Genomic DNA, 13,751 nt, shown 5'->3' on the forward strand with positions numbered 1-13,751 from the left:
AAAAAGATGGCGAAGCTACAAATCCTAGACCACCCCCTAATCCAACACAAACTAAGTCTCATCCGACAAAAAGACAAAGGCGCCAAAGAATTTCGAGAACTCGTAGAAGAAATCGCCATGCTCATGGCTTATGAAGTAACGCGCCACCTCCCCCTCAAAGAAGTAGAAATCGAAACACCTGTCACCACAGCCACCACCAAAATGCTAGAAGGCAAAAAGCTAGCCGTCGTTGCCATCTTGCGCGCCGGCCTAGGCATGGTCAACGGCTTCGTAAAGCTTATCCCTGCCGCCAGAGTCGGCCACATCGGCCTATACAGAGACCCCGATACCTTAGAACCTGTTGAATACTTCAGCAAACTACCCCAAGACGTCCCAGAGCGAGAAATCATTCTCATCGACCCCATGCTAGCCACCGGTGGTTCCGCCTCCGCCGCCATCAGCCTGCTCAAAAACAAAGGCGCCCGCCTCATCAAGCTCGTCGTCCTCGTAGCCGCCCCCGAAGGCGTAGAACGCATTCAAAAAGACCACCCCGACATAGAAATCTACACCGCCGCCTTAGACCAGGGACTGAACGACCACGCCTACATCGTCCCAGGTCTCGGCGACGCCGGGGACCGCTTTTTCGGAACAAAATAAAGTACTGAATCGACAACAGCAATCCATATAGTAGGGAAAAGAGATATGGTGCCAGAAAAAAACAAAAAATCCCCCTTACCCAATCAAAAGGCAAAGCAAGATAGTCATCAAATCACACAAGAAGATCGCCCCAGTTGGGATCAATACTTCATGGAAATAGCCCACCTCGTAGCCCAGCGCTCTACCTGCGTCCGTCGCAAAGTAGGCGCCATCATCACCAAAGATCAACGCATCCTCGCCACCGGCTACAACGGCGCACCGAGAAAACTCCCTCACTGCCAGGACATCGGCTGCCTGCGCAACCAACAGAACATCCCCTCTGGAGAACGCCACGAACTCTGTCGAGCTGTCCACGCCGAACAGAACGCCCTTCTTCAAGCAGCAGCCTACGGTGTCCCCATCCAGGGCGGCACCCTCTACAGCACCACCCAACCCTGCGTCCTCTGCGCCCGCATGATCATCAACGCCCAGCTTACTCGCATCATCTACCAAGGTAGTTACCCCGACACCTTGGCCCTTACCATGTTAGAAGAAGCAGGCATAGAACTCATTCGCTGGGAAGAGAAGCAAGAGGAAAGCAAGACCAACCCCCAAGAGCCATAAAGAAGAACAAAGAAAAACCAACACCAGTCATAGAAAAAGAACAATGTATCTGGGCCTGGCAGGTCCCAGCATAAGGGAGGTTCCAAAAAGTGCCCCAAAAGATCAAAGTACTTTCGATCTTCGGCACCCGCCCCGAAGCCATCAAAATGGCCCCTGTCGTCAAAGAACTGGAAAAGTACCCAGAAAATTTTATCTCCAAAGTTGCCGTCACGGCCCAACACCGAGAAATGCTTGACCAAGTCCTCCAGCTTTTTCAGATTACACCAGATCATGACCTCAACATCATGGCCCCGGAACAAACCCTCTATGACATCACCGCCAAAGCCCTCCTCGGCCTCAAGCCCATTTTTGAACAAGAGCGGCCCGACCTCGTCTTAGTCCACGGTGACACCACAACCACCTTTATCGCCTCCTTAGGCGCCTACTATCAACAAATTCCCGTGGGCCACGTCGAAGCAGGATTGCGCACCCACAACAAATACTCACCCTACCCCGAAGAAATGAACCGCAAGCTTACGGGTTCCATCGCCGACATCCATTTCTCACCCACCGCCACATCAAGAGAAAACCTTATAGACGAAGGCATCGATCCAGAAAGCATTTACGTCACCGGCAACACCGTCATCGACGCCCTTTTAACAACAGTGCGCCATGACTACAGCTTCCATAATGACAGCCTCAACAAAGTCAATTTTGCAGAAAAAGAGATTCTCCTCGTAACAACCCATCGTCGGGAAAACCTCGGAGAGCCCATGCGTCAAGTTTACAAAGCCCTGCGCCAAGTCTTAGAACAAAGAAGCCAAGCCTCCATCATCTTTCCCGTCCACAAAAACCCCGCCGTCCGCCGCGTCGTCGAAGAAGAACTGGGCCAACACCCACGAGTTCAGCTGATCGAACCAATGGATTACGAGCCCTTCGTCAACCTCATGAACAAAGCCAATATCATCCTCACAGACTCCGGCGGCATGCAAGAAGAAGCCCCCTCTCTTGGTAAGCCCGTCCTCGTCTTGCGAGACACCACCGAAAGACCAGAAGCTGTACGAGCAGGCACCGTTAAGCTTGTCGGCACCTCAGCAGAAACCATTGCCAGAGAAACACTAGAACTGCTCACAAACCCGGAAGCGTACAAAAACATGGCCAACGCCGTAAACCCCTACGGAGACGGCAAAGCCTCCCAACGAATCGCCCAGGCCATCCTATACCACTTCCGTAAAAGCGACCAACTACCAGAAGAATACGCGTAAAAAAGCCCGAAAAAAAGAAATTTTCTTTATAAAAAGTCACAACAATGCCATAACGATCATTGACTTTTTGGCAAATAACGATTTTTTTGCAAATTCTAAAAGGATTTTTAAAGGTAACCTCGAATAGCTTATGTTGGCATTCTGAGTTCAAGAAAACAGCAAAAGCAAGATTTTTGACACATTTCTACCATAGCTGCATAGAAATTACACATAACTCTTGCATATTTTTCTTTGCGTACAAGGCGAAATAATGGTAGAATTGTTCAATGACGGGAATGTCCCTCATCAATATAGGGAATACTTCCAAAAAAGCCAACTACGCAGGCCATCCATTTTAGGGGGAATGGCTCTTGTGGGACAACGAAAGTCCCAAGCACAGACCGCGTCAGGTCCTAAAAGCCATAGGCATTGGCTCCAGCATTGGAGTAGAACTAGCCGTGGCCGTCTATCTAGGTTTTGCTGCAGGCCGTTACGGTGACAGCAGATTGGGTACGGACCCGTGGCTTATGCTCATAGGAGTACTCCTAGGCATAGTCATCGGGTTTTTCGGTGTCTATTACCTGATTAAGAACTTCTACAGAGAAGGAATAACAGATGAGGAAGACGCTGGAAAGGGATAGAAAATGGAACTTCGTCAAATGCTGGCACGGCTCGTTTACCTGAACCTCCTGGGGGTGGGGGTTTGCCTGGTATTCGTGCCCTTCATAGATAATCCTGCCATTCCAGCAGGATTTGCCTTAGGATGGTTTCTCAGTAGCATAGCCACCTGGTTCACCTATGTACGAGAACGAAGAGCCGATGGACAAGCGGCCGAAAAGACCGTCCAGAACATCCTGTCCGGCTTTATCGTGCGCTTTGTACTAGCCATTGTGGCCCTTCTGATTGCTGCCAGAGCCCCCGAAAAGTTCCACGTTTTGGCTACGGGTCTTGGCCTGCTCATGCCCACTGTAACAACCGTCATTGTGGGAGTCATACAGGCAAAAGATTCGACCATCGACAATAACGAAGCGAAAGGGGGGACAATGGAACAACAATGACATACGAAAGAGAAGTATGGCATTTCATGGGCTTGGAGTTCTGGGCCGATACTCTCGTTGCAACCTGGATCACCATGGCCATCCTCCTCGTCGTCGGCATTATGGTCGGCCGAGGAGCTACAGCAGGCGTACCTGGACGTCTAACCGTAGCCTTCGAGATGGTTCTCGAATTTATCAAGAACCTTATCGCAGAAAATGCCGACTACAAGAAGATGGGAGCGCTCCTAACCTACATCCTTACCTTGCTTCTGTTTATCTTGTTCAGCAACACGATAGGTCTGTTCCCCAACTTTACATTCGGCCTAGGTGGCATCATCACGAAGGAGAACATGGTATCACCAACTGGTGACCTGAACGCGACCTTAGCTCTGGCCTTGTTGACGATTATCCTCGTCCAGATCTGGGGCATACGGTACAACGGCATGCACTACTTCAGCCACTTCCTTACGCCACACTGGCTCTTCCTGCCCTTGCACCTCATCGAATTAATCACCAAGCCGGTGACACTTGCTTTCCGTCTATACGGGAACATTTACGCGAAATCGGTGCTCATGGGCGTACTCCTCAAGTTCATCCCATTTGGGTTGATCTTCATCTTGGGTGGATTTATCCCCCACGTAATCTGGCTAGGCTTCTCACTCTTTATTGGAGCCATCCAGGCCTTCGTATTTACCATCTTAACCATCGTGTATGTTTCCCAAGCCGTCAATGCTTCTGAACACTAAAACATCAGAAGTCTTGAACCATAAAAATCTAAAAAACTTACAGGGGAAAAGTGAAAGGAGAATCTATCAGTGGACGTTCAAGCTTATGCTCTTTTAGGTGCTGGCCTCGCCACAGGATTTGCTGCTCTAGGTGCGGCGCTCGGGGTTGGAATGGTCACATCCAAAACGGTTGAAGGAATTGCTCGCCAGCCACAAGCTCGCGGTCCTCTACAAACAACCATGTTCATCAGCGTTGGTCTGGTTGAAGCCCTTCCCATTATTGCCGTCGTTATCGCCTTCTTGCTCTATGGCGTAGGCTCTGCCTAATCGACAGCTCCAAGTACCGTCTAAGATTTATTTTATTTCACTAAAATCATGAGCGTAGCGAAGCAGGAGCGAACCCATAACGGCTCCATAAAGGAGGTTACGCGTTGCTAGAGGCATTAGGCATTAAATTAGGTTCCATCTTAGCCATGGTCATCAGCTTCTTGCTGCTCGTTGGCCTGCTTCACAAATTTGCTTTTGGTCCCCTGATCAAAGCTATCGACGACAGACGAGCTAAGATCCAGTCTGATTTTGACAAAGCCGAAAGAGAACTTGTTGAAGCAAGTAAACTGCGTGAAGACTACGTAAAAGAGCAGACCCGTGTTCGCAAAGAAGCCCATGACATCATGACCAATGCAACCAAAGTGGCTGAAGAAAAAGCCCAAGAAATCGTCGCCGCCGCCCGGCAAGAAGCGGACAACCTGCGTGACCGGGCTCGTGCCGAGATCGAACGGGAAAAGCAAAAGGCCCTTGACGAATTACGCACATACACCGTCAATATCTCCATCTTAGCAGCCCAGAAAGCGATTCAGCAAAACATCGATCCCGCCACCCAGAAAAAGCTGGTTGACGATGCGATCAAAGAGGTGGGGAGACTGCCATGTTAGTCGGAGCAGTGGCCCGTCGCTATGCCCAGGCTTTGTTGGAGATAGGAGAGCAGACGAACTCCCTCGATCAACTGGAAAAAGAACTCGGTACCTTTGTTGTCCTTCTCGATAACAATCGTGAATTACAGCAGCACCTCTACCACCCTTCCATCGTGGTAGAAGCCAAAAAAGAACTCGCAGACGCTATCTTAGAAAAAGGCGGCTATTCAGAAGCAGCCCGTGCTTTTATCTTGCTCGTCATCGAGCGGCGTCGCGAAAATTACTTCATTAGTATTTACAGAGAATTTGTGCGCCTGGCTAACCAGGCCCGCAACCTCTTAGAAGCTCACGTCACCAGTGCTATCAAACTGACAAAAGAGCAAGCCGACAAGATGACGCAAGAGATCGCCCGCCTAACGGGCAAGACAATCATCTTGAGACAAAAAGTCGACCCTGCTCTTATCGGTGGCGTCGTCATCACCATTGGCGATCGCGTCATTGACGCCTCTGTCGTGGGCAAACTACAAGGACTCCGAGAATCTCTGCTCAAGGCACCTTTGACTGTATAGAATAAGTAGCGGAGAGTAAAGCACAACGAATCAGAACCATCTCAAGATATTTCAATAAAAAACTAAACTCGTTTCGAGGATAGGGGTGAATCAACCGTCCATGAGTCTACGTCCAGAAGAGATCAGTGCCATTATCAAGCAGCAGATCGAGCGTTATGAAAAACCCCTGGAGGCTGCCGACACCGGTACGGTGATCCAGGTCGGTGACGGTATCGCCCGCATCTATGGCTTGGAAAAAGCCATGGCTGGTGAGCTTCTCGAGTTTCCCGGTCAGGTCTATGGTATGGTCCTGAACCTCGAAGAAGACAACATCGGATGCGTTATTCTCGGTCCCTACACCGAGATTAAAGAAGGCCAAACCGTAAAAAGAACAGGCCGCATCGTGGAAGTGCCTGTCGGTGATGAACTGATCGGCCGCGTCGTTAACCCACTAGGACACCCTCTCGATGGCAAAGGTCCGATCAATGCCAAGCAATTCCGCCCCATTGAATCACCTGCGCCGGGTGTTATCGCTAGGAAGTCCGTTCATGAACCACTGCAGACAGGCTTAAAAGCCATTGACTCCATGGTTCCCATTGGACGGGGCCAGCGGGAATTGATTATCGGTGACCGTCAGACTGGTAAAACAGCTGTAGCCATCGACACCATCTTGAACCAAAAAGGTCAAGACGTTATTTGTATCTACGTTGCCATTGGTCAGAAAGCATCTACCGTGGCCGGTGTCGTTAAGACATTAGAAGAAAACGGCGCCATGGACTATACCATCGTCGTTAGTGCAACGGCTTCTGAGCCAGCACCACTTCTCTATATTGCGCCTTACTCTGGATGCTCCATGGGTGAATACTTCCTCTACAACGGACGTCACGCCTTGGTCATCTATGACGACCTGTCTAAGCAGGCCGTTGCATACCGTGAATTGTCCCTCTTGCTTCGTCGTCCTCCTGGTCGTGAAGCCTATCCTGGTGACGTCTTCTACTTGCACTCCCGTCTCTTAGAGCGTGCTGCGAAGTTGAACGACGAACTAGGTGCTGGTTCCTTAACAGCCCTACCCATTATTGAGACCCAGGCAGGTGACGTCTCGGCCTATATTCCGACGAACGTTATCTCGATTACAGACGGACAGATCTTCTTGGAGTCAGATCTTTTCTACTCCGGTATTCGTCCTGCTGTTAACGTCGGTCTCTCCGTATCTCGGGTTGGTGGTTCCGCCCAGATTAAAGCAATGAAGCAAGTTGCAGGACAGTTGCGTCTTGACTTGGCCCAGTATCGCGAACTTGCGGCCTTTGCCCAGTTCGGATCCGATTTGGACAAGGCAACACAAGCTCGACTTAACCGTGGTCAGCGCATGGTCGAGATTCTCAAGCAAGCACAGTACCAGCCTTTCGTTGTTGAAGAACAAGTCGTTGTTATCTATGCTGCCGTTAATGGCTTCTTAGATGATATCGAAGTTGGCGATGTGCTCAAGTTTGAAGAAGGCTTCATCAACTTTATGAAAACAGCCAAAGCCTCCATTCTCGAAGAAATTCGCACGAAAAAGGCCTTGAACGACGAACTCATCGGCAAGATCAAACAAGCCATTGAAGAGTTTAAGAAAACTTTCGTAGCATAAGCCTACGCTTCATGGCCCCTGAACGGTCGAGGACCCGCCAAAGGCCCTTTTCTGAGAATTGCGAGAGCGAGGTGAAAGTATATGTCCGGTATGCGCGATATTAAGCGCCGCATTCGGTCTATCAAAAATACGCAACAAATTACCAAGGCCATGAAAATGGTTGCGGCCGCCAAGCTCCGTCGTGCCCAGGACAAGGTGAGCCAGGCGCGACCCTATGCGAACCGCATTCAGGGCGTGCTTTCTCGCCTCGTCGAAGCGGCACAAGACGTGAACCATCCGCTCCTGGAGACTCGTGAAGTCAAACATATTGGCTATGTTGTCATCACAGCAGACAGAGGACTCTGTGGCGGTTATAACGCCAACGTGATCAGGAAAGTGAACGGTCAAGTCAAAGGTCGCGACGATATCTCACTGGTCTGCATTGGACGGAAAGGTCGAGACTTTTTCCGTCGTACAGGTCAGAAGATTGAACAAGAATACATTGGTCTTGGTGAAGATATTCATTATGGGATAGCCAAAGAGATTGCTGGCGAAGTCATGAAGCTTTATGAAGAAGGCGTTTATGACGAAGTACACCTCGTCTTTAACGAATTCATCTCCGCTTTAACCCAGCGTCCTACGCAGATGCAACTTCTGCCCATTCCAGCAGAGAAAAACGAAGAAAGTGCTGCGAAAGTAGAACAGGATAAAGCTGAACCAGCACCGCTTTATGAGTTTGAGCCAGGAATGGAAGCTGTCCTGAACGAACTTCTTCCCAAATACGTAGAGAACCAGATCTACCGAGCCCTCTTAGAAGCGAAAGCTTCCGAACAAGGTGCACGGATGACAGCCATGGGCTCTGCGACTGACAATGCCAAAGAAATGATCGACAAGCTTACCTTGTCTTACAACCGCGCTCGTCAGGCAGCCATCACCAAGGAGATCTCCGAAGTTGTTGGCGGTGCCGCCGCACTCGGTTAAACACAATTATTAAATAGCTGCTCTAGCAAAAGCAAAAATTTTCGACTCCCTAGTTGGAGGAGGTATGTACCCTCGATGAACTTCGGTAAAGTGGTTCAGGTCATTGGACCGGTTGTGGACGTGCAGTTCCTCCCTGGTCAATTGCCTGAAATCTATAACGCCATCAAAATCTCCTCTGCCGATCAGGACAACTGGGAAGGCATTGAGATCAATTTGACTTTAGAAGCCGCACAACACTTAGGGAACAACACCGTTCGTTGTGTCGCCATGTCCTCCACTGACGGTCTAGTCAGAGGCATGAAAGCATTAGATACTGGCGCTGCCATCTCCGTTCCCGTTGGTCGCCCAACCTTGGGTCGTATGTTTAACGTATTGGGTAACCCCATTGACGAAAAGCCAGCGCCCAAGGCTGAAGAAAACTGGCCCATTCACCGTCCTGCTCCAAGCTTCGAAGACCTCGAGCCATCTACCACGGTTTTGGAAACAGGTATTAAAGTCGTTGACTTGCTCGCGCCTTACGCCAAAGGTGGTAAGATCGGTCTCTTCGGTGGTGCCGGTGTTGGTAAGACCGTTTTGATCATGGAATTGATCAACAACGTCGCCAAAGCCCACTCCGGATTCTCCGTCTTCGCCGGTGTTGGTGAGCGTACACGGGAAGGTAATGACCTCTATCATGAAATGAAAGACTCCGGCGTATTAGACAACGTCGCCATGGTCTTCGGTCAGATGAACGAACCACCCGGTGCTCGTCAGCGGGTTGCTCTAACGGGCCTTGTCATGGCTGAATACTTCCGTGATCGCGAAGGCCAAGACGTTCTTCTCTTCGTCGATAACATCTTCCGTTTCACCCAGGCCGGTTCTGAGGTTTCGGCTCTCTTAGGTCGTATGCCCTCTGCCGTTGGTTACCAGCCTACACTTGCTACAGAGATGGGTCAGCTCCAGGAACGGATTACAACCACGAAGAACGGATCGATTACCTCCGTTCAGGCTGTATACGTACCTGCCGATGACTTGACAGACCCCGCTCCAGCGAACACCTTTGCTCACTTGGATGCGACCACCGTTCTGTCTCGTTCCATCGCCGAGCTTGGTATCTACCCAGCGGTGGATCCACTCGACTCCACATCTCGTCTTCTAGACCCCAACATCATTGGGGAAGAGCACTATAACGTTGCTCGTGGCGTACAGAAGCTCTTGCAGCGCTACAAAGAACTGCAAGACATCATCGCCATCCTCGGTATGGACGAGCTCTCCGACGAAGATAAACTCGTTGTTGCTAGAGCCCGGAAAGTACAGCGCTTCTTATCTCAGCCATTCCACGTTGCAGAAGTATTTACCGGATCACCTGGTAAATTTGTACCTCTTAAAGACTCCATCAAAGGCTTCAAAGAAATCATCGAAGGTAAGCATGATGATTTACCAGAAGGTGCTTTCTACATGGTTGGTACCATTGAAGAAGCCTTCGAAAAAGCCAAGAAGATGGAAGCCTAAGAGGGGAGTGACAAGTTATGGCCAATAAGACCTACCAACTCGAGGTTGTCACACCCGAGCGGGTTGTTGTCACCGAGGAAGTGGAATTCACCTCTGCTCCCGGCATCGAGGGCAGCCTCGGCATACTGGCCGACCATGCCCCTATGCTTACGGCACTTACCATAGGCTTACTCGAATACGAAGCAGGCTCCAAAAAAGAAAAGCTCACCCTCACCGGTGGCTTCATGGAAGTATCCGGTGACAAAGTGACCATTCTAGCCAACGCCGCTGAAAGGTCCGTCGAGATCGACATCACACGTGCCGAAGCCGCTCGCCGCCGCGCCGAGCAACGCATGGAAAGCGCACCGATGAGCAACGAAGACCTCGACCTAGCCCGCGCCGAACTGGCCCTAAAAAGAGCCATCCTTCGACTCGAAGTAGCCAAAGACAAAAACTACGACGCCTAAAGCAAAACACAAAGCAAAAGCCCAAAAGGCCCGCTTCAAAAAGCGCCTTGCAATCCATACAATGGAAGCAAGGCGCTTTTTTCTATAAACCCAAGGGAGCATCCATAAACCACACAAAAGGAGACTCTAGACAAATCCCGAGAATCTTACATAACTGTGGTACTTTTCGCCATATTGTGCGATAATAAAAAAGAACAAAAAAGAACTTTACAAGTAACCTTACAATAAATGCAAGCAAATCAAGCAACACCAACGGAAGATGTAACTTCACAAGTCCCAACAAGAAGTACCAAAAAAACATTTCAAGGGTATGGTGCATAAACAGTGAAAAGCTACAAAATCCTCCTTATCGGTCTCTACAACAACAAAGCCCTCGGCGTTCGCTACCTCTCCTCGGTCCTTCAGCAAAAAGGCTACGAAGTCGACATCATCTACTTCAAAGACTTCAACAGTCTCAACGCCTCTAGCCCCACCGAACGAGAGTATCACCTGCTCCTCGAACAAATCAAAAAATCATCGCCAGACATGATTGGACTTAGCGTCATGTCTTCCTTTTATATAGAAGTAGCCAAAGAAATGTCCAAGCGCATGCGCCAGGCTTTCCCCGACACACCTTTTGTCTGGGGCGGCGTCTACGCCACCTTAATCCCGGACGAAAGCCTCAACCACTGCGATTATCTCATGCGCGGTGAATGCGAAGAAGCCATCATTGAACTCGTCGAAGCTTTTCAAGGGAAACGTCCCCTTACCAGCGTTGCCAACCTTACCTATCGAGACAAAAGTCAAAAAGACGAACCCATCATCATTAACGAACTACAACCTTTGCACGTCCATCTCGACACCATTCCTTTTCCCGACATGGGCGGCAACAACATGGCACACATCACCGGCGACAAAGTTCACTGCGGAGATCCCCTAATCAACAGCATCTCCTACGAACTCAGCGCCTCGCGAGGCTGCCCCTACGTCTGCTCCTACTGTAGCAGCCTGAACATGAAGCGCCTCTACAAAGGCAAAGGCCCCTTCGTTCGACAGCGTTCCGTAGAAAACACCATGGCAGAACTGCGCATGGCTCGCAGCAAAATGAAAAACCTGCGCATGGTCTGGTTCTGGGACGAAATCTTTGCCGACGACGAAGAATGGGTTCAAGAATTCGTCACAGCCTACAAAAAAGAAATTAATTTGCCCTTTAACATATGGGGTCACCCCTTAAAAATCAAGAAAAAAATCATGGACATGCTCGTAGATGCCGGACTACACCAGATCGTCGTCGGTTTACAGCATGGTTCGCCACGCATCCGCAAAGAAATCTACTTCCGACCCGAAACAGACGAACAAATCATCGAGATGAGTCGCGTCCTCTCAGAAGCCAAAGTGCCAGAAGTCATCTTCGACCTCATCCTCGACAGCCCTTTTGAATCCGTAGAAGACCTCGAAATGACCTACCACCTCTGCATGAAGCTACACAAACCTTTCAAACTACAAATGCACGGCCTCCACTTCCTACCCGGCACCGATATCGAAAAAGTAGCCGTAAAAAAAGGCGTCCTCACCTGGGAAGAACTCAAAGATCAACAAAACAGACCCATCGAAGAACAATACCGATCCTTCCTCTGGTGGACCCACACAGGCTCCCACGAAGACCGCGAAAGAGCCTACTGGAAAATCATGATCTACCTCACCCAATTTGGCTGGACATCTCGCATGATGCCCCTTTTCCAAAAAGACCTATTCAAAAGAAAGCCAGAACTCATGAACATCCTTCGCACCTCCGCCAACGGTTGGAATCTTATGCGCCGCGCCAGTCGCAAAGCACTGATGAAACTTGGCTTAACCTAAAAGAGGAGGAATTGAACCTTGCCCGTGATCGCAGAAGTCACCATCGTTCCCCTAGGCACAAAAAGCCCAAGCCTAAGCCCCTACGTAGCTGCCTGCCATCGTATACTGCAAGAAGCAACGGACATACGCTATCAACTCACACCCATGTCCACCATTATAGAAGGCGAACTTCCTCGAATCCTAGAAATCGTCCAGAAAATGCACCAAGTTCCCTTTGACGAAGGTGCCCAACGAGTCTCCACAACCATACGCATCGACGACCGCAGAGACAAATCCAACACCATGGAAGGAAAAGTAAACTCTGTAATCCTTGCCATCGGTACCAAATAGTGTATATCCCTCACCCTTAATGGCAATAATTGTGTAGAAGAGTGCCAAAGAGGGTGTTTTTATGCTTCGAATTATAACCATCATGACCCTGCAGACACTATTTCTACTGCTACTCGTCTTTTTTCTCCTTTTTAGAAATGATGGCGAAAGCGTACGCTGGTTACTGCACCAGGTCCCACAAGCCAAACAAACTATCGGTCTCTACGTAGACCACATGAAGGAAATTCCTGGAAACCTAACCGGAAAAATATACAGTCGCCATCTCGATCCTTTTGAAATCGTAGAAGGCGACGCACAACCCAGCCTCCTACAAGATCCCAGCGGTGCTCTCGACCAAGGCAGCGACTTTTTTTACAATGCCTTCGATATACCCAACCCCACCGCTGCAACCACAGAAAAGAGTCGCATCGACCCCATGATTGTCGAGAAAATGCATACTGCTATGGAAAAATCAGCCATCCTAGCCACCGAAGGCCAGCTCAGTCTCTGGCTGCCTCTTAACGGAGGACCCTTTGATCGACAACTTAACAGCGCCAGTGAACGCTCTATGGCCGCAGAAGCCTACCTGTATCAACTCTACCACGAGCTCACAGGCCGACTCAGTGCGCAAGCACCAGAAGTCAAAATCCAAGAAGAACATCTATATGGACAGATACGAGATCAGCAATTGGACGGATCCTACGTCGAACTAACCTTGCAAATGCAAGGCAACCAGGGCCACCTTTCCCTGTACATTCGACAGCCCATGCCAGAATTCGCCAACAACAACTGGTTTCAACAACTGAACAAACTGGTCGAACGGAGCGACCGCATCGAATACACCATTACCTTACAAGGTCAGCGGACAGGAAAACTCACAGCAGAAGAACAAGAAAAAACAATCCTACAACTTTTCGACCATCTTCACGCAACAAAAGTCGAAACGCCAGGCCAGAGAAATCTCCTCAGTGCCCAATCACCCATACTCCCCCCAGGCCTATTCATTGGTGGGCAAGAAATCAACCTCCAAGCCCTCGCTCGTTACCACGGCATCGACAATAAAACCCACTTCTTTCTATCCTACCCCTTAGTCATGCAAGAGACCTAAAGTTGTGGGGGGCGCCTCTACCCCCCACGTGCAGGTCTCGCAGAAAGCAATAGAAGAAAGCATTTGCCACTCTACAAAGCAAGGTAAAAAATCTCCACTAGCACTATTATTTCGCAAGACAAACCTTGACTAGCAGCATTACCACAAGGAAAAAGTAAGTACAAGCAGGAACAAAAAAAAGCAACGTCGAAACAATACCAGCATAAGAAAGATAAGTTATTTATAGGCGAAAAGAACCACATGCTACGTAGGGTTCGCATCCACATACAATACATACCTATCATG

Annotated in this window: 16 protein-coding genes; all 16 read left to right on the top strand. The window is 49.6% G+C overall.

The annotated features are described in order from the left end of the window. Nucleotides 1-6: 6 nt before the first annotated feature. The 16 genes from upp to FTV88_RS04355 all read left to right on the top strand — a co-directional run bounded on the left by upp (nt 7) and on the right by FTV88_RS04355 (nt 13,466). Entirely contained in the window at nt 7-636 is a 630-nt protein-coding gene (gene upp / locus FTV88_RS04280) for a uracil phosphoribosyltransferase (RefSeq protein WP_153724546.1), read from the top strand. 45 nt (nt 637-681) lie between these two features. Beyond that, nucleotides 682-1,239, top strand: a complete 558-nt coding sequence (locus tag FTV88_RS04285; RefSeq protein WP_153724547.1) for a deoxycytidylate deaminase — start codon at nt 682-684, stop codon at nt 1,237-1,239. A gap of 89 nt (nt 1,240-1,328) precedes the next feature. Then, entirely contained in the window at nt 1,329-2,483 is a 1,155-nt protein-coding gene (gene wecB / locus FTV88_RS04290; RefSeq protein WP_153724548.1) for a non-hydrolyzing UDP-N-acetylglucosamine 2-epimerase, read from the top strand. A 350-nt stretch (nt 2,484-2,833) separates the two neighbouring features. Beyond that, complete coding sequence (locus FTV88_RS04295; RefSeq protein WP_153724549.1) at nt 2,834-3,103, top strand: AtpZ/AtpI family protein; 270 nt, start codon at nt 2,834-2,836, stop codon at nt 3,101-3,103. A gap of 18 nt (nt 3,104-3,121) precedes the next feature. Next, complete coding sequence (locus FTV88_RS04300) at nt 3,122-3,520, top strand: ATP synthase subunit I (RefSeq protein WP_162007894.1); 399 nt, start codon at nt 3,122-3,124, stop codon at nt 3,518-3,520. After that, nucleotides 3,517-4,245, top strand: a complete 729-nt coding sequence (gene atpB / locus FTV88_RS04305) for a F0F1 ATP synthase subunit A (RefSeq protein WP_243137305.1) — start codon at nt 3,517-3,519, stop codon at nt 4,243-4,245. Before FTV88_RS04300 ends, atpB begins: the two co-directional genes overlap by 4 nt. A 69-nt stretch (nt 4,246-4,314) precedes the next feature. Next, entirely contained in the window at nt 4,315-4,551 is a 237-nt protein-coding gene (gene atpE / locus FTV88_RS04310) for a F0F1 ATP synthase subunit C (protein ID WP_153724551.1), read from the top strand. Nucleotides 4,552-4,655: 104 nt separating this feature from the next. Continuing rightward, complete coding sequence (gene atpF / locus FTV88_RS04315) at nt 4,656-5,156, top strand: F0F1 ATP synthase subunit B (protein ID WP_153724552.1); 501 nt, start codon at nt 4,656-4,658, stop codon at nt 5,154-5,156. Beyond that, entirely contained in the window at nt 5,150-5,704 is a 555-nt protein-coding gene (locus FTV88_RS04320) for a F0F1 ATP synthase subunit delta (protein ID WP_153724553.1), read from the top strand. The genes atpF and FTV88_RS04320 overlap by 7 nt, the downstream gene beginning before the upstream one ends. Nucleotides 5,705-5,804: 100 nt before the next feature. After that, nucleotides 5,805-7,313: a F0F1 ATP synthase subunit alpha gene (atpA, locus tag FTV88_RS04325; RefSeq protein ID WP_153724554.1), complete on the top strand. Its 1,509-nt coding sequence runs from the start codon at nt 5,805-5,807 to the stop codon at nt 7,311-7,313. An 81-nt stretch (nt 7,314-7,394) separates the two neighbouring features. Continuing rightward, entirely contained in the window at nt 7,395-8,273 is an 879-nt protein-coding gene (gene atpG, locus FTV88_RS04330) for an ATP synthase F1 subunit gamma (protein WP_153724555.1), read from the top strand. A gap of 75 nt (nt 8,274-8,348) precedes the next feature. Further along, nucleotides 8,349-9,764, top strand: coding sequence for a F0F1 ATP synthase subunit beta (gene atpD / locus FTV88_RS04335; protein ID WP_153724556.1), 1,416 nt, complete (start codon nt 8,349-8,351; stop codon nt 9,762-9,764). A 17-nt stretch (nt 9,765-9,781) separates the two neighbouring features. Further along, nucleotides 9,782-10,210 carry a F0F1 ATP synthase subunit epsilon gene (locus FTV88_RS04340; RefSeq protein ID WP_153724557.1) on the top strand — a complete coding sequence of 143 codons (429 nt, stop codon included), beginning with the start codon at nt 9,782-9,784 and terminating at the stop codon, nt 10,208-10,210. A 324-nt stretch (nt 10,211-10,534) separates the two neighbouring features. Continuing rightward, nucleotides 10,535-12,049 carry a B12-binding domain-containing radical SAM protein gene (locus FTV88_RS04345; RefSeq protein ID WP_153724558.1) on the top strand — a complete coding sequence of 505 codons (1,515 nt, stop codon included), beginning with the start codon at nt 10,535-10,537 and terminating at the stop codon, nt 12,047-12,049. Between the two features lie 18 nt (nt 12,050-12,067). Next, a complete protein-coding gene (locus FTV88_RS04350; RefSeq protein ID WP_153724559.1) occupies nt 12,068-12,379 on the top strand; it encodes an MTH1187 family thiamine-binding protein in 312 nt (103 codons plus the stop codon). A gap of 61 nt (nt 12,380-12,440) precedes the next feature. Continuing rightward, nucleotides 12,441-13,466, top strand: a complete 1,026-nt coding sequence (locus FTV88_RS04355) for a YwmB family TATA-box binding protein (RefSeq protein ID WP_153724560.1) — start codon at nt 12,441-12,443, stop codon at nt 13,464-13,466. The last annotated feature ends 285 nt before the right edge of the window (nt 13,467-13,751 follow it).

This window comes from Heliorestis convoluta, assembly GCF_009649955.1.
GTDB lineage: Bacteria > Bacillota > Desulfitobacteriia > Heliobacteriales > Heliobacteriaceae > Heliorestis > Heliorestis convoluta.

Bases quoted from the DNA above. Each gene is read 5' to 3' on its own strand.
- atpG (WP_153724555.1), top strand. From the start codon at position 7,395: ATGTCCGGTATGCGCGATATTAAGCGCCGCATTCGGTCTATCAAAAAT.
- FTV88_RS04300 (WP_162007894.1), top strand. From the start codon at position 3,122: ATGCTGGCACGGCTCGTTTACCTGAACCTCCTGGGGGTGGGGGTTTGC.
- atpD (WP_153724556.1), top strand. From the start codon at position 8,349: ATGAACTTCGGTAAAGTGGTTCAGGTCATTGGACCGGTTGTGGACGTG.
- atpB (WP_243137305.1), top strand. From the start codon at position 3,517: ATGACATACGAAAGAGAAGTATGGCATTTCATGGGCTTGGAGTTCTGG.
- upp (WP_153724546.1), top strand. From the start codon at position 7: ATGGCGAAGCTACAAATCCTAGACCACCCCCTAATCCAACACAAACTA.
- atpA (WP_153724554.1), top strand. From the start codon at position 5,805: ATGAGTCTACGTCCAGAAGAGATCAGTGCCATTATCAAGCAGCAGATC.
- FTV88_RS04285 (WP_153724547.1), top strand. From the start codon at position 682: ATGGTGCCAGAAAAAAACAAAAAATCCCCCTTACCCAATCAAAAGGCA.
- FTV88_RS04355 (WP_153724560.1), top strand. From the start codon at position 12,441: ATGCTTCGAATTATAACCATCATGACCCTGCAGACACTATTTCTACTG.
- FTV88_RS04340 (WP_153724557.1), top strand. From the start codon at position 9,782: ATGGCCAATAAGACCTACCAACTCGAGGTTGTCACACCCGAGCGGGTT.
- FTV88_RS04320 (WP_153724553.1), top strand. From the start codon at position 5,150: ATGTTAGTCGGAGCAGTGGCCCGTCGCTATGCCCAGGCTTTGTTGGAG.